General features: G+C 55.5%; 12 protein-coding genes and 1 tRNA gene. 8 read left to right on the forward strand and 5 right to left on the reverse strand.

All coding sequences use genetic code 11. The features are described 5' to 3' along the window. Positions 1 to 109: 109 nt before the first annotated feature. A complete protein-coding gene (locus VH413_02010) occupies positions 110 to 3,610 on the reverse strand; it encodes a pyruvate carboxylase (protein ID HEX3797449.1) in 3,501 nt (1,166 codons plus the stop codon). A gap of 205 nt (positions 3,611 to 3,815) precedes the next feature. Then, positions 3,816 to 4,088, reverse strand: coding sequence for an AbrB/MazE/SpoVT family DNA-binding domain-containing protein (locus tag VH413_02015; GenBank protein HEX3797450.1), 273 nt, complete (start codon positions 4,086 to 4,088; stop codon positions 3,816 to 3,818). 106 nt (positions 4,089 to 4,194) lie between these two features. Between VH413_02015 and VH413_02020 the strand changes: the two genes are divergently transcribed. The 8 genes from VH413_02020 (at position 4,195) to VH413_02055 (ending at position 13,840) form a co-directional block, all read left to right on the forward strand. Then, positions 4,195 to 5,040, forward strand: a complete 846-nt coding sequence (locus VH413_02020) for a sugar phosphate isomerase/epimerase (protein ID HEX3797451.1) — start codon at positions 4,195 to 4,197, stop codon at positions 5,038 to 5,040. A 46-nt stretch (positions 5,041 to 5,086) separates the two neighbouring features. Further along, positions 5,087 to 5,815, forward strand: a complete 729-nt coding sequence (locus tag VH413_02025; protein ID HEX3797452.1) for a DUF1080 domain-containing protein — start codon at positions 5,087 to 5,089, stop codon at positions 5,813 to 5,815. Positions 5,816 to 5,824: 9 nt separating this feature from the next. Then, positions 5,825 to 6,706 (forward strand): ThuA domain-containing protein, encoded by an 882-nt coding sequence (locus tag VH413_02030; protein HEX3797453.1) that lies wholly within the window; start codon positions 5,825 to 5,827, stop codon positions 6,704 to 6,706. Positions 6,707 to 6,742: 36 nt separating this feature from the next. Further along, a complete protein-coding gene (locus VH413_02035; protein ID HEX3797454.1) occupies positions 6,743 to 8,455 on the forward strand; it encodes an SMP-30/gluconolactonase/LRE family protein in 1,713 nt (570 codons plus the stop codon). A gap of 161 nt (positions 8,456 to 8,616) precedes the next feature. Beyond that, a complete protein-coding gene (locus VH413_02040) occupies positions 8,617 to 9,810 on the forward strand; it encodes a hypothetical protein (protein HEX3797455.1) in 1,194 nt (397 codons plus the stop codon). Continuing rightward, positions 9,762 to 11,381 (forward strand): hypothetical protein, encoded by a 1,620-nt coding sequence (locus VH413_02045; GenBank protein HEX3797456.1) that lies wholly within the window; start codon positions 9,762 to 9,764, stop codon positions 11,379 to 11,381. The genes VH413_02040 and VH413_02045 overlap by 49 nt, the downstream gene beginning before the upstream one ends. Positions 11,382 to 11,637: 256 nt before the next feature. Continuing rightward, positions 11,638 to 11,714, forward strand: a tRNA-Gly gene (locus VH413_02050). Next, entirely contained in the window at positions 11,678 to 13,840 is a 2,163-nt protein-coding gene (locus tag VH413_02055; protein ID HEX3797457.1) for a choice-of-anchor tandem repeat GloVer-containing protein, read from the forward strand. Before VH413_02050 ends, VH413_02055 begins: the two co-directional genes overlap by 37 nt. A gap of 115 nt (positions 13,841 to 13,955) precedes the next feature. On the opposite strand, the gene VH413_02060 is transcribed toward VH413_02055, so the two are convergent. From VH413_02060 to VH413_02070, 3 genes are all read right to left on the reverse strand, one after another. Then, the gene (locus VH413_02060) at positions 13,956 to 16,238 is read right to left on the reverse strand and encodes a GH92 family glycosyl hydrolase (protein ID HEX3797458.1); all 2,283 of its coding nucleotides are present in this window, start codon (positions 16,236 to 16,238) and stop codon (positions 13,956 to 13,958) included. A gap of 423 nt (positions 16,239 to 16,661) precedes the next feature. Next, on the reverse strand, positions 16,662 to 20,597 hold the full coding sequence (locus tag VH413_02065) for a hypothetical protein (GenBank protein HEX3797459.1): 3,936 nt from the start codon (positions 20,595 to 20,597) through the stop codon (positions 16,662 to 16,664). Between the two features lie 701 nt (positions 20,598 to 21,298). Next, a partial coding sequence (locus tag VH413_02070) for a hypothetical protein (protein ID HEX3797460.1) occupies positions 21,299 to 21,562 on the reverse strand: 264 nt, incomplete at its 5' end.

Genomic DNA, 21,562 nt, shown 5'->3' on the forward strand with positions numbered 1-21,562 from the left:
CATGGCGCTCCTAACGGAGCTTCCAACAAGCCAATTGTTAATCCGAAAGCGCCGTTAGGAGCGGCACAAAAGGTTCATTTCTTTGCGCTCACCACCGATTGCTGAAATTTCACTCCTTGATCAGCACGATCAAATCTTTGCTCTCGACGGTATCGCCGATCTTGGCGTTGACTTCGGCGACGGTTCCGTCGCAGGGAGCGTAAATCGTCGTCTGCATTTTCATTGCTTCGAGCGTGAGGAGTTTGTCGCCCTTGGTGACTTTTGTGCCGACGCCCACTGACAATGATGTGATCAATCCGGGGATCGGTGCGCCGACTTGCGCGGGAATTCCCGGGTCGGCTTTGATGCGCGCTTTCACCTTTGCCTGGACCGAGCGGTCGGTCACGGTGGTTTGTCGCGACATGCCGTTTAATTCAAAGAGCACGGTACGGCGTCCATCCACGTCCACCGCGCCGATGTTGATGAGGCGGATGAAGAGCGTCTTGCCTTCTTCAATCGCGACGGAAACTTCCTCGCCGGGTTTGAGGCCGTAGAAAAATGCGGGCGTCGGCAGCACGGAAACATCGCTGTAATCGCGGACGTATTTGGCAAACTCGGCGAAGACTTCGGGATACATCAAGTAACTGTAGAGATCGTCATCCGTCGCTTCGCGTTTCAATTTCACCGTGAGTTCGGCCTTGGTCTTTTTGAAATTGAGCGGCGGCAAATCCTTGCCCGGGCGCACGGTGATGGCTTTGCGTTTGCCGAGCACGACTTCCTGCACTTTTTTCGGCCAGCCGCCGACCGGTTGGCCCAAGCCGCCCGCGAGCATGTCAATGACCGACTCGGGAAAAGGCGTCGCGCCCGGTTCGAGATTCAGCACATCCGCCGGCTTGATGCCGCGCGTGATGAGAAACATGGTCATGTCGCCGACTACCTTGCTGCTCGGCGTGACTTTGACGATGTCGCCAAAAAGCTGGTTGACCTCGGCGTAAGTGCGCGCGATTTCCGGCCAGCGATTTCCCAGGCCCATGCTCGCGGCCTGCTCCTTCAAATTCGTGTATTGCCCGCCGGGCATTTCGTGAAGATAAACTTCCGCCGAACCCGCCTTGGGCGCGGTGTCGAACGGCGCATAGATGGTGCGCACGTGTTCCCAATAATCGGAAAATTGGTTGAGCGCATTCAAGTCGAGCATGGTATCGCGCGGGCCGTTTTGGAGCGCGGCGACGATGGAATTGAGGTTCGGCTGGCTCGTGGAACCGGACATGGAGGCGATGGCGAGGTCCACGATGTCCACCTGCGCGTCGTTCGCTTCGAGCACGGACGCGGCGGCGACGCCGCTGGTATCGTGCGTATGGAAATGGATGGGGATGCCGATCTCTTCCTTGAGCGCCTTCACCAACTGATACGCCGCATACGGACGGCACAAGCCCGCCATGTCTTTGATCGCGAGAAAATGCGCGCCCATTTTCTCGAGTTCCTTCGCGAGCTTCACATAATACTTGAGCGTGTATTTGTTGCGCTTGGGATCGAGGATGTCGCCGGTATAACAAATCGCCGCTTCGCAAACGGCGTGCGTTTCCTGCACCGCGGCCATCGCGACTTCGAGGTTCGGGGTGTAATTGAGGGAATCGAACACGCGGAAAATATCCATGCCGTTCGCGGCGGCGTGCTTGATGAAACCGGCGACGACGTTGTCGGGATAATTGGAATAACCCACGGCGTTCGAGCCGCGGAACAACATCTGGAAACAAATATTCGGGATCTTCTCGCGCAACTGGCGCAGGCGCAGCCACGGGTCTTCGTGCAGAAAACGCATGGCGGTGTCGAAGGTCGCGCCGCCCCACATTTCGAGGCTGAACAATTTCGGTGTGCGTACGGCCACGGCGTTCGCCGCCGCGAGCATGTCGAAGGTGCGCACGCGCGTGGCGAACAGCGATTGATGCGCGTCGCGAAAAGTCGTGTCGGTGATCAACAGGCGTTTTTGTTTCAATGCCCACTTGGCGAAACCTTTCGGACCGAGTTCCAATAATAATTGGCGGGTTCCCGGCGGAGGTGTTTGCTTGCGATCGTACGCGGGCGAAACGGGCGTGGCGAAAGGCGCGCGCGGCACGTAGCCTTTGGTCTGCGGATTGCCGTTGATGATGACATCGCCGAGGAACGCGAGCAATTTGGTCGCGCGATCGCGGCGGGGCTTGAACTGAAACAGTTCAGGCGTGGTGTCAATGAGCGTGGTGGTCGCGCCGCCGGCGCGGAAGGTCGGGTTGTGAATGACGTTTTCGAGAAACGGAATGTTCGTCTTCACGCCGCGGATGCGGAATTCGCGCAGCGCACGGTCCATGCGTTGCAATGCGACGTCAAAGTTGCGGCCGGATGCCGTGACTTTCACGAGCAGCGAATCGTAAAATGGCGTGATGACGCTGCCCGCCGTGCCCATGCCGCCATCGAGGCGCAAACCGAAACCGCCCGCTGAACGGTAGGTCAATATGCGGCCGTAATCCGGCGTGAATTTATTTTCGGGGTCTTCGGTCGTGACGCGGCATTGAATCGCGAAGCCGTTGCGCGGCACTTCGGCTTGCGGCGGCAAATCCACTTCGGGCGCAAAGAGCGAGTAACCTTGCGCGACGAGAATTTGAGCGCGCACGAGGTCAATGTTGGTGATGACTTCGGTCACGGTATGCTCGACCTGGATGCGCGGATTCATCTCGATGAAGAACCATTGGTTCGTATCGAGATCGAGGAGGAACTCCACGGTGCCGGCGTTGTCGTATTTGATCGCCTTGCCGATCTTGACGGCGGCATCGCAAAGTTCCTGGCGCACTTGCGGGTCAAGGCCGACGGACGGCGCGATCTCAACGACTTTCTGATGGCGGCGTTGCACCGAGCAATCGCGTTCGTGGAGATGCAGCAGATTTCCGTGGCGATCACCCAGCACCTGCACTTCGATGTGTTTCGCGCGGGGAATATATTTTTCGAGGAAGACGGCGGAGTTGCCGAACGCGCGGCCAGCTTCGTTGCGCGCTTCATCGAGCAGGTCGGCCAGGTCGGCGGCTTTGGTCACGACGCGCATGCCGCGCCCGCCACCGCCAAACGCCGCCTTGATGATGAGCGGAAAACCGATTTCTTTTGCGATGCGCAGCGCCTCGGTGCGGTCCTCGATGGGTTCTTCCGTGCCGGGCAAGGTGGGCACGCCGACTTTTTGCGCCAGGGCGCGCGCGGCCACTTTATCGCCCATCAACCGCAACAGTTCCGGGCGCGGCCCGACGAACGTGATGCCCGCATCGGCGCACGCTTGCGCGAAGTCGCCGTTCTCGGAAAGAAAACCGTAGCCCGGATGGATCAGGTCCGCGCCGTGTTCTTTAGCGAGCGCGACGATGCCGGGAATGTCCAGATACGCGCCGACGGGGCCTTTGCCTTCGCCGACGAGATACGCTTCATCCGCCTTGAAACGATGAACGGTCAGGCGGTCTTCCTGCGCGTAAATCGCGACGGTGCGCAAGCCAAGTTCCGTCGCCGCGCGAAAGACGCGGATGGCGATTTCACTGCGGTTGGCGACGAGCAATTTTTTTGCGGCGAGAATGGGCGGAGCGCTGGCGGTGGCGTCGGTCGTTTTTGCTTTGCTTAAAGTCATATCTTGTGGGGCGATTTTATAGACGACCGGGGGTTGGAACGCAAAGAAATGATGCGCTTTTCGGAAGAGCGATTCGTGGATGGTAAAATCTGGATTTCAGGTTCCAGACTATTTTGAAGGAAGGACTTCCTGCTTTAAAAAAGACGGCTGAATGGCGGTGAAATGTGGGTCGCGAAAATAATGTATGACGTGTCCAGCAAGTGAGTCATTGTTCGTCAGCGCGATCCAACTTATCGTCCTCCTGACGGTCTTGGATGAAGTCACCGATGGGGTCTGCGCCGGGCTTGAGCCAGTGCCTGCCCGCGCCCAAAAGTTGCCGAGCTAATTCACCCCGGCTGCGCAGAGGCTTTACCATGATCGATCCGTCAGCCGCCATTACCCACTCCAACTGCGTGCCTGGATGAATATCGCACTTCTGCGCAATATCAGGCGGGATACTGACTTGATTGCTATCTCCCACAGTAGTCGTCATGGCCATAATCTACGCTTCTTTTTTCCCTAAACAAGTCCGCAAAAACTCAACCGACGCCGCTTCAAATATCTTTGACTCCGCCTTTCATTGCTCTAGCCTTGTTCCACACCGTATGAGATTTGGCATCAACACCTTTTTGTTCGTCTCACCGTTTACGAATGACAGCACGAAGTTGTTCGCTAAGTTCAAGCGCTGGGGATTTGATTCGGTCGAAATCGCGGTGGAAGACCCTTCGCACATTGATCCCGCGCATGTGAAACGTGAACTCGACCGGCACGGGCTGGTTTGCGGTTCGCTCTGTGCGGCGTTGGGGCCGGGACGGGATTTGCGCGGTTCATCGGAGGATCAAAAAGTCGCGCTTCAATATATTCTCAATCTCATTGATCAGGCGGTCGCGCTCGAATGCCCGTCCATCATCGGTCCGGTTTATTCCGTGGTGGGACGCGCCGGTGCGGTGCCTTCGGAAGAATATCGTGAGCAATGGAAAACGGTTGTCCGACATCTACGCACGCTCGCAAAATACGCCGAGAAACGCGGCCGCCAAATCTGCCTCGAACCGCTCAATCGTTTTGAAACTGATTTTATCAATACCTGCGATCAGGCGTTGAAAATGATTCGCGCGGTGCGAAGTCCAGCGCTCAAGATTCATCTCGATACGTTCCACATGAACATCGAAGAAAAACATCTCGGCGCGGCGATTCGTAAAGCGGGCAAGGCGCTCGGCCATTTTCACGCGTGCGGCAGCGACCGCGGCACTCCCGGCAACGACCACACCAACTGGGGCGAGATTGCGGCGGCGCTCAAGGCGATCCATTATCAGGGCGACGTGGTGATCGAGTCGTTTACCCAGGATGTCAAGATGATCGCGAAAGCCGCGGCGATTTGGCGTCGCATGGAACCGACGCGTGATGAGATCGCGGTGAAGGGCTTGAAATTTTTGAAAAAGATTTTGAAGTGATGACGAGAATTTTGTGTCCAATGCTTAAATTAAAATCCCCATGATCATGAAAAATAAATTATTTGCCGCCCTGGTTTTGGGCGCGGTGTGTTGTGTGCAATCGCTTTCGGCTTTTGCCGATGATGCGATGGAGCCGGGTTTTCATTCCATTTTCAACGGCAAGGATTTGACCGGTTGGGACGGCAGCCCGGAGTTGTGGTCGGTGAGGGAGGGCGCGATCACCGGGCAGACGACGGTCGAACATCCGGCCAAGGAGAATACGTTTCTCATTTGGACGAATGGCGTGGTGAGCGATTTTGAATTGCGCTGCCAGTTCAAGTTGACGCCGGGCGATAGCGCCGGTTTTGCCAATTCGGGTGTGCAATATCGCAGCCGAGTCGTGAAGCCGAGTTATTGGGTAGTGTCGGGTTACCAGGCGGACATGGAAGCGGGCCCGACTTATACGGGCATTCTTTATGAGGAAAAAGCGCGCGGCATTCTCGCCACACGCGGCGAAAAGGTGATCATTCATCCGGGCGCAAAAAAAGAAGTGGTGGGGTCGGTCGGCGACGCGGCGACGATTGAGGGCTCGCTGAACAAGAGTGGATGGAACGATTATATCATCACGGCCAAGGGCAATCATATCGTGCAAACGGTGAACGGCCACGTGACGGTGGATGTCACGGACGAGGATGAAGCTGCGGCGGCGAAGTCGGGGATTGTCGCGCTGCAAATCCATGCGGGTCATCCGATGATGGCGCAGTTCAAAAATATTCGGATTAAAACACTCGAATAAATTATACTCATGCGCATTTTAAAATTCGCCTTGTGGTTGTTGGTTGCGACGAGTTTATGCGCAGCCACGAACATTCACGCTGCTGACAAAAAAATTGTGCTGGTCGCGGGCAAGCCGAGTCACGGTCCCGGCGAACATGAGTTTAACTCGGGCGTGTTGTTGTTGAAAAGTTGTCTCGATAAAGTGGATGGCTTGCGAGTTTTCGCGTTCACAAATGGCTGGCCGCAGGACCCGGATGCTTTTAAGGGCGCGGATGCGATCGTGTTATATATGGATGGCGGCGATAATCATCCGGCCATTCAGGATGGGCATCTCGCGCAGTTGGGCGATGCGATCCGTCATGGCGCGGGGCTGGCGTGTTTGCATTACGCGGTCGAGGTTCCCAAGGACAAGGGCGGCAAGGAATGGCTGAATTGGATCGGCGGATTTTTCGAAACTTATTGGTCGGTCAATCCGATTTGGGAGGCGGACTTCAAAAAATTGCCCGACCACCCGATCGCGCGCGGCGTGAAGCCTTTCACGATTCGCGATGAATGGTATTATCACATGCGCTTCCAGGATTCGGGCGTCACGCCGATTCTTAGCGCGGTTCCGCCGGACAGCACGCGCGAGAAACCGGACGAAGCCCACGGCGGCAATCAGTTCGTCCGCGCGCGCAAGGGGATGTCGGAAGACGTGGCGTGGGCGTATGAGCGTCCCGACGGCGGGCGCGGTTTTGGCCTGACGGGCGCGCACTATAACAAAAATTGGGGTAACGATAATTTTCGCAAGGTTGTCTTGAACGCCATCGTTTGGATTGCGAAGGGTGATGTCCCCGCCGATGGAATTCAATCCACGGTCACGCCGGAACAGCTCGAACAAAATCTCGATCCCAAGCCGGCCAGAAAGTAAACGCGGTCATTTTTGTTATCGCCGTTCCGATTATTTATGCGCGTATTTTTTCTCGCACTCAGTCTGGTCATCACGGTGGCTTTCACTGCCCGCGCGGCGGATGATTATGTTCCCGGGCCTGATTCAAAATTCGTGGCGGAAGTTCCGCACGGCGAGACCACGCGCTACACTTTTGATCACAGCAAAATTTTTCCCGGCACCACGCGGAATTACTGGGTGTATGTTCCGAAGCAATACGACGCCACCAAACCCACTTGCGTGATGATTTTTCAGGACGGTTTGTCGTGGGCGGCGACGAATGTTTTCGACAACCTCATCGCGCGCAAAGAAATCCCGGTGATGATCGGCATCTTCATTCAGCCGGGCGTGGTCAAGGCGTTTGAGACGAACTCGCTCAGCCGTTACAATCGCAGTTATGAGTACGACGGGCTGGGTGATAATTATGCGCGTTTTCTGTTGAATGAATTGCTGCCGGAGGTTGCGCAGAAATATAATTTGAGCACCGATCCCAATGACCGCGCGATTGCGGGCAGCAGTTCAGGAGCGATTGCGGCCTTTACCGCCGCGTGGGAACGGCCCGAGGCTTTTCATCGCGTTTTCAGTTCCATCGGCACGTATGTCGGTTTGCGCGGCGGGAATATTTATCCGACGCTGATTCGCAAGACAGAGCCGAAACCGTTGCGAGTTTTTTTGCAGGACGGCACGGCGGACTTGAATATTTACGGCGGCGATTGGCATCTCGCGAATGAGGAAATGCTCTCGGCGCTGGAATTTTCCGGTTACGAAGTCAACCACATCTGGGGCGACGGCGCGCATAACGGCAAGCAGGCGACGGCGATTTTTCCCGATGCGTTGCGCTGGTTGTGGAAGGATTATCCCACGCCGGTTATTGCGGGCAAGGGCTCGAAGCAGCCGCTTATGGAGATTTTGATTCCTGGCGATAGCTGGGAAATCGCGAGCGACGGAAATAAATTTACCGATGGTCCCACTGCGAATACTGCCGGGGAAATTTTCTTCAATGACAGCCCGAACAAGCGCATCAAGAAAATTGGGCTTGATGGCAAGGAGACGATTTTTGTCGAAGGGCAATCGGCCAGCGGACTTGCTTTCGGTCCCGATGGAAAACTTTACGCGTGCGAACGCGACGGAAATAAAATCACGGCTTACGATCCCAGCGGCAAACGTGAGGTATTATTCGATAATGCGGGGTGCAACGATCTGGCTGTCACTCACGGCGACGAGATTTATTACACCGATGATGCCAGCAAAAAAGTTTGGTTCATTGATGCCAACCGCCAGCGCCGGGTTGTGGACGAAGGCATCGCTTATCCCAACGGCGTGCGCTTGACGCCGGATCAAAGTCTCCTGCTCGTGGCCGATTACAAAGGGCAATTCGTTTACTCATTTCAAATTCTGCCCAACGGTTCGCTCACGAATAAGCAACGCTATTTCGACCTGCATCTTGCCGATGGTAATATGCAAAGTTCCGCCGATGGCATGACGGTGGATACGGAAGGCCGGCTGTATGTCACGAGTGATTTGGGGGTGCAGATTTGCGATCAGGCGGGGCGAGTGCAAGGCATCATCCCCAAGCCGCAGCGCGGGCCGCTCACGGCGGTCGCTTTCGGCGGCGCGAATCGGAATGAACTTTATGTCGCTTGCGGTGATAAACTTTTCAAGCGCAAGACCAAGACCACGGGAGTGTTGAGTTTTGAAGAAGCCGTCAAACCGACGCAGCCGAAGTTGTAATTTCGCGGGCTATTTTTTTGCCACGGATGGAACACGGAAGAAACACGGGTTTTGGGAAAGTGGTTCGTTATTAATTTGCGGAAGAATTTCTCACTGAGTTACAATCGAGTAACTCTTTTCCGCTGGACGGTTTCGCGTTTAAACGTAATAAACGTGATTGTATGAATGGAGATTCTCACGCCGCCACGATTCTATCAGCGCCGTCCGCCGCGCATGCGCGCACGCGAAGTTGTGCGCCGGAATTGCTGCTCGTGCTGGCCGCGACGAGCATCACCATCGGCATCATCTGGGACATTTCGTGGCACTCGAGCATTGGCCGCGATACTTTTTGGACGCCCGCGCACATGGCGATTTATCTTGGCGGCGTCCTGAGCGGGTTCACCGGCGGCTGGCTCGCGATCAAACATACTTTTTTCCCGACGCCGCAGGAACGGGAACATTCGGTGGAAGTGTTTGGCACGCGCGCGCCGTTGGGTGCGTGGGTCGCGATCTGGGGGGCGATTGCCATGATCACTTCCGCGCCGTTCGATGATTGGTGGCACAACGCTTACGGGCTGGACGTGCGCATCATCAGCCCGCCGCACGCGGTGTTGGGGCTGGGAATGTTCGGCATCAGCGTGGCGGCGTTGCTGCTGGCGGTGTCGTGGCAAAATCAGGAGCCGGAAAGCCTGGGCGGCGCGATGTTCGTTTTTGCCGGCGGAATTTTTCTCACGCTCAGCGGTTTGTTCATCATGGAATATACGTTTCCGAATTTGCAGCATACGTCGCGGTTTTATGAAGTGTGCTGCCTGCAATTCGTGATACGGCTGGTGGCGATGGGCCGCGCGGGGCGCATGAGCTGGCCCGCGACGCGCACGGCGCTGGTGTATTTGCTCATCATGTGCCTGATGATTTGGATACTGCCGCTCTTTCCCGCGCGGCCGAAGCTTGCGCCGATCTTCAATCCGATCACTCACATGGTTCCGCCGTCGTTTCCGGCGCTGGTGGTTTTTCCGGCGCTGGGAATTGATCTGATTTTGCGCAAGACGGGCGAGCGCGATCAGGGATGGCGGCGCGTTGGCATCGCGGTCGCGCTGGGGGTGGCTTTTCTTTTGATTCTGGTCGCGGTGCAATGGTTCTTCTCCGAATTCATGCTCACGCCGCATGCGAATAATTGGTTTTTTGCGGGCAACCGTTTTTGGAGTTTCGCCTCGGGGCGCGGGCATTGGCGTTCCGAATTCTGGCACGTGAATCCCGGTGATGAAAATTCTGATCCGCTCAATATGCGCGGGCTCGGATGGAGTTTGTTGTTCGCGACGTTTTCGGCGTGGCTGGGTTTGCTGTGGGGCGGCTGGATGAAAAAGGTGAAACGATGAATCGCCTGACACGCTGGTTGATTGCGATTTTGATTTTTGCGCCGTTCGCGGCTCACGCGCACGTTGGCAGTCCGGATGTTTTTTTTGAGGGGAATGTCGGGCCGTATCCGGCGCATATCACGATTCGGATGCCGACGGTGGTGCCGGGGCGCGCGGAGATCAGTGTGCATGTGGACGCGGACCAACCGGTCGAAGTTTCGTTTCTGCCGGTTTTTTCGCAGACGGCGGTGTCCAATGCGCCGCCGCCGGATGCGGGCGTGCCGATCCTGGGCGAGACGAATTATTATAGCGGCGAACTTTGGTTGATGACGTTTGGCGCGTATAGCATTCAGGTGCAAATTCACGGCGCGGCGGGCTCGGGTTCGATTGAGATTCCCGTTAATTCTCTCGCCACCAGCCAGCTTCCCCTCCCCGGCTATCTCGGCAAAATTTTAATTGCGCTGGCGTTGGTGCTGGTCATTGGCGGCATTGCGGTGATAGTCGGGGCGGCGCGCGAGGCCACGGTTGAACCCGGCGCCACACCAACGCCGCGGGACCGGCGCAAGGGTTGGATCGCTGGTTCGGTCACGACGCTGGTTTTTGTGGTCATGATTGTGGGCGGAAATGCGTGGTGGAAATCGGAGGAAAAAGATTTTCGCAAACATCTTCGCGGCGGGGCGTATCCTGACATCACTGGAAAAGTCCGCATGGACGGGCCTCAGCGCGTGCTCGACCTCGCCATCGGCAACAAGGCGTTTGAACCGGATTATTCGCTCTCGCTGTTGCCGGATCACGGCAAGCTGCTGCATTTTTTTCTTATTCGCGAGGATGATGAAGATGCGTTTGCGCATATTCATCCGGTGCGGACGGGTGGGAAGACTTTTGCGGTCGCGGTGCCGCCGCTGCCCGCCGGGCGTTATCGGATGTTCTGCGATCTGACTTTTGAACGCACAGGTTTGAGTTTCACCGCCGCGGATACGGTGGAGATTCCCGCCGCGCCGGAAACTACCGCGACTAATATCACGCTCGCGCCGGACCCGGATGATTCGTGGGCCGTTTATCCGGCCGCGAGCGTGAAACAGGGCAACGGCACGAATCTGATTTATAATTTGCCGAGCGGCGGACGCGTGGTGTGGCGCGCGCATCCGCCGTTGCGGGTTCATCAGGACGCGGGTTTGCAATTTGAAATTTGGGACGCCGACGGGCACGCGGCGAGCCTTGAGCCTTACATGGGCATGGTCAGCCACGCCGCGGTTCTTCGCCGCGATGGCTCGGTGTTCGCGCATTTGCATCCGTCAGGAAATTTTTCGATGGCGGCGCAGGGATTTTTTCAGGCGAAGATGAACCGCGAATCGGGTGACAAAACTTCCGGCGACGGCATGGCCGGGATGCCCGGCATGGAGGGCATGAACATGGCGGGGATGGACCATTCCAAAATGCACCACGCGATGCCGCACTTGACGAAGGATGGGGTGGCGCTGATTTCGCTGCCGTATGAATTTCCGAGCGCGGGGGATTACCGTGTGTGGGTGCAGTTCAAGACTGGCGGGCAAGTGCAAACTGCGGTGTTTGATGCAAGTGTCGCGCCGTGATGGTTTGCGGAGGGAATTGCGGTCAAAATTTTGCTGCTCAGTGTGGATCTGAAGTAAAATGATTGGAAAGATGTGGCCGGCGAGGGCGCCAGCCACTGCACGCGAGGGCGCGTGCGCTCCCCGGGACAAAACTGGCAGCCGTTCCCGCTTGGGCAAATTGACCGCAATTTCGGATGCAACTCAGACGCTTATAAAAAGAAAATGAGTGCTTGCAATTTCGGGTGATTCCATTAGATTTTCCGTCGCTTCATAGGAAGCGAGCGTAGCTCAGCCTGGTAGAGCATCACGTTGCCAACGTGAGTGTCGAGGGTTCGAATCCCTTCGCTCGCTCCATTTTTCTAATCGTTGCAGCCGCAGTTAAAACATGCCCAGATTCTTTGTTGTTCGTTCAAATTAAAATAAAAAAATCAATGAGATTTCATTTTAGAAAATTGGTCTTTTTGATGCCCTTTGCGATCAGTTTGAGCTTGAGCTTGCCAGTCCGTTCCCAGACTTTCAAAACTTTGTTCACATTCGGAGGGTCAAATGGTCCACCCGATTCTTTAGAGCCAGGGGTCGGCTTAACTATATATGAAAATAACATATATGGAACAACAGTAGGCGGTATATATAGATTGAACATTGACGGATCTGGATATACCAACTTACATGGCACTGGTGGAAGTAATCCACAAGGCCAGCTGACTATATCGGGAAATACCATATACGGCACGACCGGAGAGGAGGGCAGTAGCTTCGGAACGGTATTCAGAGTAAATACCGATGGCACAGCCTTCACAAATCTGCATTCTTTTGTCTTGGGAGTCAACGGAGAGTCTTCCCCACTGGGTGGCGTGGTTTTGTCTGGTAATACACTCTATGGAACAACACCGGGAAATCTTCCAGATTTACCAAATTCCTCTGGTACTATATTTGCAATTAACATTGACGGCACCGGTTTTACAAATCTCCATGTTTTTGGTCAAACAGATGGAGCTTACTTCAACGATGACGGATCGTATCCAGTTGCTGGACTCGTTTTATCCGGAGATACCCTGTTTGGCTCAACTAAATTTGGTGGAGAAGGTGTCGGAACTCTTTTTGCAATGAAAACGGATGGCTCAGAATATACCAACCTTTTTACTCCTACTGGTTTTGGATCCGAAAACAGCTTCACCTTATCGGGAAATACCTTGTATGGCACGGACAATCGTTATCCAGCAGATGTCTTTTCCATTGGAATTGAGACTAATAGTTATCGCTATATATATAGTTTTTCTACACTTTCAGGCATAGGCGGCCCTTATGGCACTAATAGTGATGGTGAATACCCTAATTCTTCATTGGTTTTATTAGGCAATACTCTTTACGGAACGACGTCAGCTGGCGGCACCTCGGGTTATGGCACAATATTTAGCGTTAATACAGATGGCACTCATTTCGTAAATATTCACGATTTTACGAATGGCAGCGATGGGGCTTCGCCGGGCAGCCTAGTTTGCTCTGGAAATACTTTATATGGCACAACTGGTTTAGGCGTAAGCACTATTTTTAGTATCTATGTGGAACCGTCTGCGAAAGTTAATGTTAATACCACAAATGGTTTAGCTCCGCTAACTATACAATTCACTTCTTCAAGCACCGATGACACAGGAATCCCACTTGTTAGCTGGAACTGGGATTTTGGAGATGGATCCACCAGCGGCGAACGAAATCCGGTGCACATTTACAAAACTACCGGAATTTTTGCAACTCGCCTTGCTGCAATTAATAATCTCGGAATCAATGTAGCGGGGATTTCTCCGCTTATTGATACAGAAGTATCCTCAAACCTAGTTCTCAACGGTGACTTTGAAACAGGAAGTTATTCAAATTGGACGCTTTCTAATGCCGGCTATTCTGTGGTTGATGATGGTTCCCTGGGAGGCAAGCCCTACTCAGGCAACTATTCAGCATTTTTGGGAACAACTACGTCGCCAGGATACCTTTATCAAACGCTAGCTACTAAAGCAGGATCAACCTATTTGATATCTTTTTGGCTAAATGACTTTGATTTTGGCCCTCGTGCCTTTTCTGTGGTATGGGATGGAAATATCACCTTTAATCAAACATATCCCGCTACCTATGCATGGACAAATGTCCAGTTCGAGGTAACAGCGACCAGTAGCAATACTCTTCTCCAGTTTGGGATTGAACAAGGTAGTTATCCTTTCTATCTGGATAATATCAGTGTTGTGTCAATCCATCCAAACATTGTTGGAATCAGCTTGTCTGGCACCAATCTCATCGTTAATGGAGCCAATGGATTTTCCGGCGCGAGTTATTATGTCTTGAACAGCACAAATTTGGCGCTTCCTTTAAGCCAATGGGCGAGGGTTGCGACAAACACTTTGAACACGAGCGGAGCATTTACCATTGTCTTAACTAACCCAATGAGTCCACTTACTCCAAAACAATATTATGATCTTCAGCTTCGCTAACAATTTGATTCATTACTGCAAATGATCTTCACCACTGTCCACCGCTAACGTCATATCATGAAAAGTTGTAGCACCAAGCCATTTGGTTTTTATACTTTGTCAAATTTTTCCTGTTTTAGTTAGACATTGACGGCGGTGCGGCGTCCGGGGCGGTGCCCCAGTTTGTGTTGGGTTGGGGGCCCATTTCGAAGATGAAGTGGCCGCCGTTGGCGATGTCGGTGTGGGCGAACCAGGGTTTGTTCCAGGGTTTTCCGTTGAGGGTGGCGGATTGGATGTAGAGGTTTTTTTCGGAGTTGTTTTTTGTCTCGATGACGAGGGTTTTGCCGTTGCCCAGGCGCAGGGTGACTTTGTCGAAGATGGGGGAGCCGATGGTGTAGTTGGGGCTGGAGGGGTCAACGGTGTAAAATCCCATGGCGCTGAAGACGTACCAGGATGAGGTGGAGCCCTGGTCATCCATGCCGGGGTAGGCGTTGCCGGATTTATCGCTACCGTACATGAGGCGGAGGATTTTGCGGGCGAGTTCCTGGGTTTTCCACGGCTGGCCGGCGTAGTCGTAGTAGTAGGCGGTTTGCTGGTCGGGCTGGTTGCCCTGGCAGTACAGGCCGATCATGCCGGTGACGTCGCGGGCGATGCCTTGCGGGTGGTACGGGGTGTTGAAAAACGCATCGAGTTTCTTGAGGAAATTTTCGCGGCCACCGACGAGGTTGATGAGGCCCTGAACGTCGTGCGGCACAAGCCAGAAATTTTGCCAACCGCTGGCTTCCTTGGTCATGTAGTTGTAATAGGGTTCGTTGGGGTCGTAGGGAGAAATCCAGGTGCCGTCGGGATTTTTTCCGCGCATGAAGCCGGTGGAGGGATCGAACACGTTGGTATAATTATGCGCACGGGCGAGGAACATTTTGTAGTCGTCGTCCTTGCCGAGTTTTTTGGCGAACAGGGCCATTGCGTAATCGTCCCAGCTATATTCCAAAGTTTTGTCCACACCGGCGTGGCCTCCGGCGTAGGGCGGGCTGGGATGTTCCTGGAAGTCGTCGTGGACCCAGCCGTTCTTGAGGTATTCGGCAAGGTCGCCGCGGGGGCCGGCGGGGTCCATGGCGTTTTTGCGAAGGTATTCATAGACGGAAGCGTAATCGAAGGGCAGGCCGCGCTCCCAATCGCCGAGATACATGAACACGGCGTGGTCGCCGTAGAATGAGGTGTGCATCCAGCCGGATTCGCGGGCCATCTCGAGGTGGGTGCGGAGGATATTGGTCTTCACATCCGGCTCGAGCAAGGTGAGCAAGACGATTTGATTGCGGCCGGTGTCCCAGAAAGCGATGGGACTGTAACGATCGTACTCGGCGATATTTTGGGTATCGCCGCCGCGCATGCGGTCGCCTTTTTTGACGATGAGCCGGGGAGTGAGGAGGGAATTATAAAGGGTGGAATAAAAAAGTCCGCGCTCTTTTTCGGAGCCGCCTTCGACCTGGATCAAATTTAATTTCTCGCTCCAGGCATCCCTGGCGCGTTGATGGACTTCGTCGAAGTTGTGGGATTCGGTGTCGAGTTGTTGCTGCGCGGCTTCGTAGGTGCGACCGGTGGTGATGCGCACGAGAATTTGTTCACCTTCGGTCGTGGAAAATTCGAGATAGGTTCCGGCGTAGCTGCCAGAAATGGAGCGCGCGCCGGGGTTCACAAAATCATCGCGACGGACGCGCGAGCCTTCGAGTTGCGGGCGGTTTTGGCGGAAGACGCCGAAGCTTTTAAAGGGTTTGGAAAATTCGGCGACGAAGCCGCGGCCATCGCGGCGTCCGCGTCCGCGCACGGTGTGGTCGCCGGTGATTTCAATTTCACTTTCGCCCGCGCCAAGGTCAATGAGCATGGTGCCGCGTTCGGATTTCGGAAACGTAAAACGATAAAAGCCGGTGCGTTCGCTGGTGGTCAATTCGGTGCGGACGCCGCTGTCGGGGAAAAACACGGAGTAATATCCCGGCGAGGCTTTTTCGGAGGTCTTGTCGTACGGCGAAGCGTAGGCGCGGTCGGGCGGCACATTCCAATCACCGACGACGGGCATGATGGTCAGGCGCGGCATGGGCGAGGAAAATCCGAGCATGGTGCGGCGCGCATAGACGTAGGGATAAATGATGCCGTGATTGCCCGCGGCTTCGGTCAGGTCTTTGTTGATGGGGCCGAGAATAATATCGTGATGCGGCAGCGCGGGGCCGGGATAGGTGAAACCGGAGTAGGTCTCTTCACCGGGCGGCGGCGCATTGCCGAGCAGCGCGGGGTCGTCGAGGGAGGCGGTGCCGACGAGGGGGTTGGCGTATTCGACGGGAGTTTTTTGGGCGAAGGAATTTTCCGCGAGCGCGCAGAGCAGGATAGAAATGGCGAGGTGCTTGAGTGGAAGATGGCGAGTCATGCGGGGATTTTAGACCGGGATGGGAGTGCAAGTAAATATTAACGTCAATGGGCGGGATGGGGATTCGAGCATCAGCCGCCCCTCTCTCCGGCTCTCTCCCCACGTGGTCGTGGGGAGAGAGGGATGGAGTGCGTTAGGTTGGTGGGGCGTAATGGCGAAGGGGCACGTTGGTTAGGTCGAGAATTTCTTTCGTCCCTGCGGGACTTGGTTTGCGACGGATGGGAACCCAGCAATAAATTGCCGGGCTAAGATCTGCCGTCCCCTGCGGGACGGTGGTGGAGGTTTCACAGTTTCGTCTTGCCATTGATGTTCCAATGAGCCGGCCAAAGGAATTTTTCCCAGCAGAATTTTTAACTAACTTGCCGAATTTATTTAGTTACGGCTCGCGGGTACGTTCGCCCTCCCGGTTGGTGGAAACGGTGATCACTGCATCAAAACGGCGCGGTAGTACGTGGCGGGTTGGTTGGTTCCGGGGGCGGGAATGAATAGATTAAATCCGCTGTTGGTAATCATGTTCGTACTCACGGGTGTCCAAATGCCGCTGGCGGGCGATGTGGTCTGGTCTATGCGGTAGGTGGTGTTGACGGCGCCGCTGATGCCGATTCCGGAACTGGTCGCGATCATCGTGGGATTACTCACGGTGTAACTCCCGCTGTAAGTCGTCACGGCTCCGGGTGAGACGCTGACGGATTGGTTCGCGGGCAGGTTCCAGCCGGGGACGGACTTGAATTGGACGACGACGGGATTTGTGGTGGTGATCACGCGGGTGTAATTGGTGGCGGTGGAGAAATTCGCATCGCCCTGGAGTTTCCATCCGGCACCGTCAAGGACCGCGGAGGAGGGTCCGAGATGCCATTGCATATAACCAGGATTGGCGAGGCTTACGTTCGGGTTGGGGATGACAGTCACGACGCCGCCGCCGGTGAAGTTCGTGCCGTTATCGCCGAGCAAGGAAGCATTCGTAATGAGGTTCACGACGGCGCTGTCAATGCCGAGGACGAGCGACGCGTAGGGTTGCGAGCCGTTGAACAAAGTTCCGAGATAAACTCCGGCGGGATAATAGTAGCCGTTGAACTGGGCATAGACCGGGCCGCCGCTGTTGCCGGGGTAACTGAGGAACCACGGCGCGGTATAGACACGCTGGTTGGCGACGGGGTCGCTGGCGATGGTCAGCGGGTACGGTTGCGGCAGGGTTTGATACATCAAGCCGGGCACGATGCTGGCGTTGCCGAAGATCGAGCCGTCCACCGGATAACCGACGAGCATTTTCAGAGCGCTGCCCGAGAGCCATTGATTGGGCGACTGGTCGGACGGGAGGTAACCGCCGAAACCGCCGCCAGCGACGGGCGAGAGGAAGTAAAGCGCGGCGACGTCGAGGTTGCGTGATTGCGGGGTGGAAGTGTCGGGCGAATAGATTTGCAAATCATTGGTGCGTTGCGCCGCGTAGCCGCTCAGCAAATAAAAGCCGCGCGCCGCCTGGGGTTCGGGCGAGAACAGTCCCGCCTCCTGCTGGAAATACCAGTAGGCCTGGCTGACGTAGGAGAGTGTTTGATCATTGAACACGACGTGCGCGGCGGTGAGGACGACGTTGGCCTCGACGGCGACGCCGCTGCCGTAGCCGGTGTCGGATTGCAACTGGCCGTCAAAACCGAACGGATGATTTACAACGTCGTTGATTTGGTTCGTCGGAACGGGGAAAGGAAGTTGCACCATCGCGGGCGGCGTGGTGGCGAGCAAATAATTTTCCTCCAGGAGCGTGGGTTGACCCGGGAAGATTTGCACGGAGCTGTTCGGCGGTTTGGTGCGGCCGGCGACGGAAGAGAACTCGATGAGGTATGTGCCCGCCACGAGATTGGTGCTGAAGCCGGAGGGGTAAAATGCGGTGGTATCGCCGAGGAAACGCCAACCGGCGCCGGAAGGCGGGTTCGGTCCGAGCGTGATGGTGAGAGTGCCGGCGGTGTTGGTATCGGGAATTACGGACGTGGGGAGATATTGATTCGTCAAAAATACGTTGTTGGAGATGGCGAGGGTCAGGCTGGGCGGCAGCGCGATCCATCCAGGCAATGAACGAAATTCGACGGAATAATTTCCGGTCATGAGGTTGCTGGCGGTTTGTCCGCTGTTGCGCCATGAAAGTTCCCATGGGAAACGCCATTGGCCGTTCGCCTCGGGCGGAGTCAAAGTTATAGTCAACGAACCGCTGGGCGGCGGATGGACGTAGTCCAGGGAATTGGCGGAATTGAAGGCGGTGAAAATGCCTTTGCGGATGGTGTTGTTCTGGCTGTCAGCCACGAAGAGATTGCCGCTGCCGTCCAGCGCGAGGTCGGACGGAGAGTCGAATTGGGCGACCATGCCGGCGCCGTCACGGCTGCCGGTAGTTCCATCGCCGATGCCGCCGATGGTGTTGGTCACCCAGTTAGTGCCGGAGGGGGAAAGCTCGATAATCGAGGCTGCGTCAGGCCGGGAGACGTAAAGATTTCCCGAGCCGTCCAAGGCGATGCTGGCGTGACCGCGCGAGGGGTTGGGCAAACTGGCGAGCGAGGTGACGACCCAATTCGTGCCGACGGGGCTAATCCTTCTGACCATGGAATCGTCATCTACCATGTAAATGTTGGTATTTGCATCAATGGCCATGCCTTGAGGACTGACGAAACGCGCGGCGCTGTTTGTGCCGTCAACGAAAACAATTCCTCCCGAACCGGGCATGCCCGCAATCGTGGTTGAAATCCAGCCGAAAAAAAGGAATCTCACGATGTCGGGCTTTAAGCGCCGGATGGTGCGGTTGCCGCGGTCGGAGATGTAAATATTTCCGCTGAGGTCGAGGGCGATGTCCGAGGGGTTGCTGTATCGAGCTGCGCTGCCGAGACCGTCGTTGGTGCCCAAGAGACCTGCCGAACCGGAAATGGTGGACACACTACCGGCGGCGGTGATTTCACGAATGGTTGCGTTGCCGGCATCCACGACGTAAATGACGCCATTGGTAACGGCGATGCCGGTGGGATTGGCGAAGCGCGCGTTATTGCCGGTGGCGTCGGTTGAGCCGGTGGTCTGGTCCTGTCCGGCGACGGTGCTGACGATGCCCGCGGAGGAAATTTCGCGGATGGTATTGTTGCCCTGGCCTTCGGTAAAATAAACGGTTCCCGAGCCGTCCACGGCGACCGCATTTGGAAAATTCAGGCGAGCATCGCCGCCGGTGGCATCCACATCGTTGCCGGGCAACAACACCAATCCCGCAAGCGTGTGGACAACGCCCGCCGATGTGCTTTTGCGGATACATTGATTACCAAAATCAGCGACGTAAATATTGTGCGCGCTGTCCACGGCGATGCCCTGGTTTCCGGAAAATTGGGCGGTGGTTCCGGTGCCGTCGGCGTAACCGGCGTTATTGGTTTGGCCGGCGAGGATGGTGATCGTGCCGGTTGTGCCGGAAACGGTGAAGTGCATGATGGCTTCGCTCGACGATACGGCCATCGTATCCACACCGTCGGCGGCCAGGCCGTAAATGCCTTCAAAACCGAAACCGATCGCACTGATGGTGGTCACCTGATAGTTCGCACCGACCGGACTGACGCGGCGGATGTCCAGCCCGTCGGAGACATAAATTGTTCCAGCCGTGTCCACGGTCACGTCGAGCAACTCGCTAAAACTCGCGTTGGTGCCGACGCCATCGGAGTTGCCATATTTATTGTATAAGCCCGCGATGGTGGTCACGATCCAGTTGGTGCCGGAGGGCGTGAGTTTGCGCACCGAGTAACCGGCGTCGGTCACGTAGAGCGCGCCGGTGCTATCGCTATGAATGCCGCGGGGTTGAACAAATCTCGCGCTGCTATTCATGCCATCGGCTGATCCCTGAACGCCGGGCAAACCGGCGATGGTGGTGACGCTCCAATTTGTTCCGCTCAGAGAAAGTTTTCGGATGGCAAAATTATAACTGTCGGCGACGTACAGGTTGCCGGCGGAATCAATGGTGATGCCAAAGGGACTGTTGAAACGGGCGTTGCTGCCGAGGCCGTCGTTGGTGCCTTGCGTGTCCGAGTAGCCAGCGATGGTCGTGACGACGCCCGCCGGGGTGATCATGCGGATCTCGTTGTCGGGGTTGTCCGTCGCGTAAATATTTCCATTGGTGTCGAGCACCACGCCGGCGGGACCGCCGAATTGGGCGGCACTGCCGATGCCGTCTACGCTGCCGCGACCGGATTTACCCACGAAGGTGGTCCAGGTAAAAGCGGCTACCTGGTTGGATTGCGCCAAGGCGGGGAGCGCGGCGAGGAAGGCGAGCGCAATCGCAATTATAATATGGTTCGCGCGAACTATTTTGGCGGCGCGATTGCCCGGTGAATTTGATGGTACAGCACGCATATTTTGTTTCTCCGAAAAATATTTAAGCCCGGAAGCCATCATTCTTTATCATACGCCGATGCGGATGAAGTGGATGCCTATATTTATGCAGGATATTTTCTGCAAGCCAATCCAGACTCTACACCGTGGGCGGGTTAAAGGCAATTTATTGCGGCGGGAAATGGAGGATTTTTTGCCAGGGGCGATTTGAGGAATGTGGAAAGCGTTTTGCAATGCGAGAGCTTAGCTTTTAGGCAGTTTTTTCATTCGTGAGCGGAGTTTAGTTACGGCTCGCGGGTACGCTCGCCCTCCCATTTTAGGGCGCGGTTGGCGCTAGTGGAGTATCAGAATGGACTTGGCTCTTGTGGATAATCCAATCCCTGGGGCGCGGGATGTCAAGTGGGTTTCGGCATGGGCGAAACCGATTGGATGACGAAGTGAAGCAGTAGCTTTGCTTTCACGAGCTGGTAAAATTTATAGTTTGATTTCCTGGCTGGCAAGGTGGAGCTTTTAGGCATTGGGAGGTATTTCCATGAAACCACTTCAGGTCAGTCTGTTGATACTTGCAGCGCTGCTTTTCTTTGCCGGGTTGTATTCAGTGATATGGCCACAAGCAGGGGTTTTAGTTCACCCGACCAATGGCCCGCGTGGTTTTAATAATGGAAATTACGTGGAAGTCATTGGCACAACCGGCGCGCGAGGCTATGGCATTATAGCGATAGTTATAGGATCGGGTTTGGCGTCGCTGGCAATTTACCGCGATAAAAACGAACCGCCGTCTGAATAGATTTCAAATGGATGAGGGTTGGCGTTTGACGGGGGGTGAACTCGCGCGGGTGATAGGATGATGCTCGCCTGGGCTCGCCTCGCTTCGCTCGATAGAGAGTTTGTTTTTGGGAAGATGTGTTCCCCCAACTAAAGTTGGGGGTTAATGAGAAGCGGCGGGCGAGTGCGTGAGCGGTGGTTCCAAGAGGAAAATTCTTTCG

Source organism: Verrucomicrobiia bacterium (assembly GCA_036268055.1).
In the GTDB taxonomy this organism is placed as follows: Bacteria; Verrucomicrobiota; Verrucomicrobiia; order Limisphaerales; family Pedosphaeraceae; genus DATAUW01.

Excerpts from the sequence above, each read along its gene's own strand:
- VH413_02010 (HEX3797449.1), bottom strand. The coding sequence starts at position 3,610 with ATGACTTTAAGCAAAGCAAAAACGACCGACGCCACCGCCAGCGCTCCG.
- VH413_02015 (HEX3797450.1), bottom strand. The coding sequence starts at position 4,088 with ATGGCCATGACGACTACTGTGGGAGATAGCAATCAAGTCAGTATCCCG.
- VH413_02020 (HEX3797451.1), top strand. The coding sequence starts at position 4,195 with ATGAGATTTGGCATCAACACCTTTTTGTTCGTCTCACCGTTTACGAAT.
- VH413_02025 (HEX3797452.1), top strand. The coding sequence starts at position 5,087 with ATGAAAAATAAATTATTTGCCGCCCTGGTTTTGGGCGCGGTGTGTTGT.
- VH413_02030 (HEX3797453.1), top strand. The coding sequence starts at position 5,825 with ATGCGCATTTTAAAATTCGCCTTGTGGTTGTTGGTTGCGACGAGTTTA.
- VH413_02035 (HEX3797454.1), top strand. The coding sequence starts at position 6,743 with ATGCGCGTATTTTTTCTCGCACTCAGTCTGGTCATCACGGTGGCTTTC.
- VH413_02040 (HEX3797455.1), top strand. The coding sequence starts at position 8,617 with ATGAATGGAGATTCTCACGCCGCCACGATTCTATCAGCGCCGTCCGCC.
- VH413_02060 (HEX3797458.1), bottom strand. The coding sequence starts at position 16,238 with ATGACTCGCCATCTTCCACTCAAGCACCTCGCCATTTCTATCCTGCTC.
- VH413_02065 (HEX3797459.1), bottom strand. The coding sequence starts at position 20,597 with ATGCGTGCTGTACCATCAAATTCACCGGGCAATCGCGCCGCCAAAATA.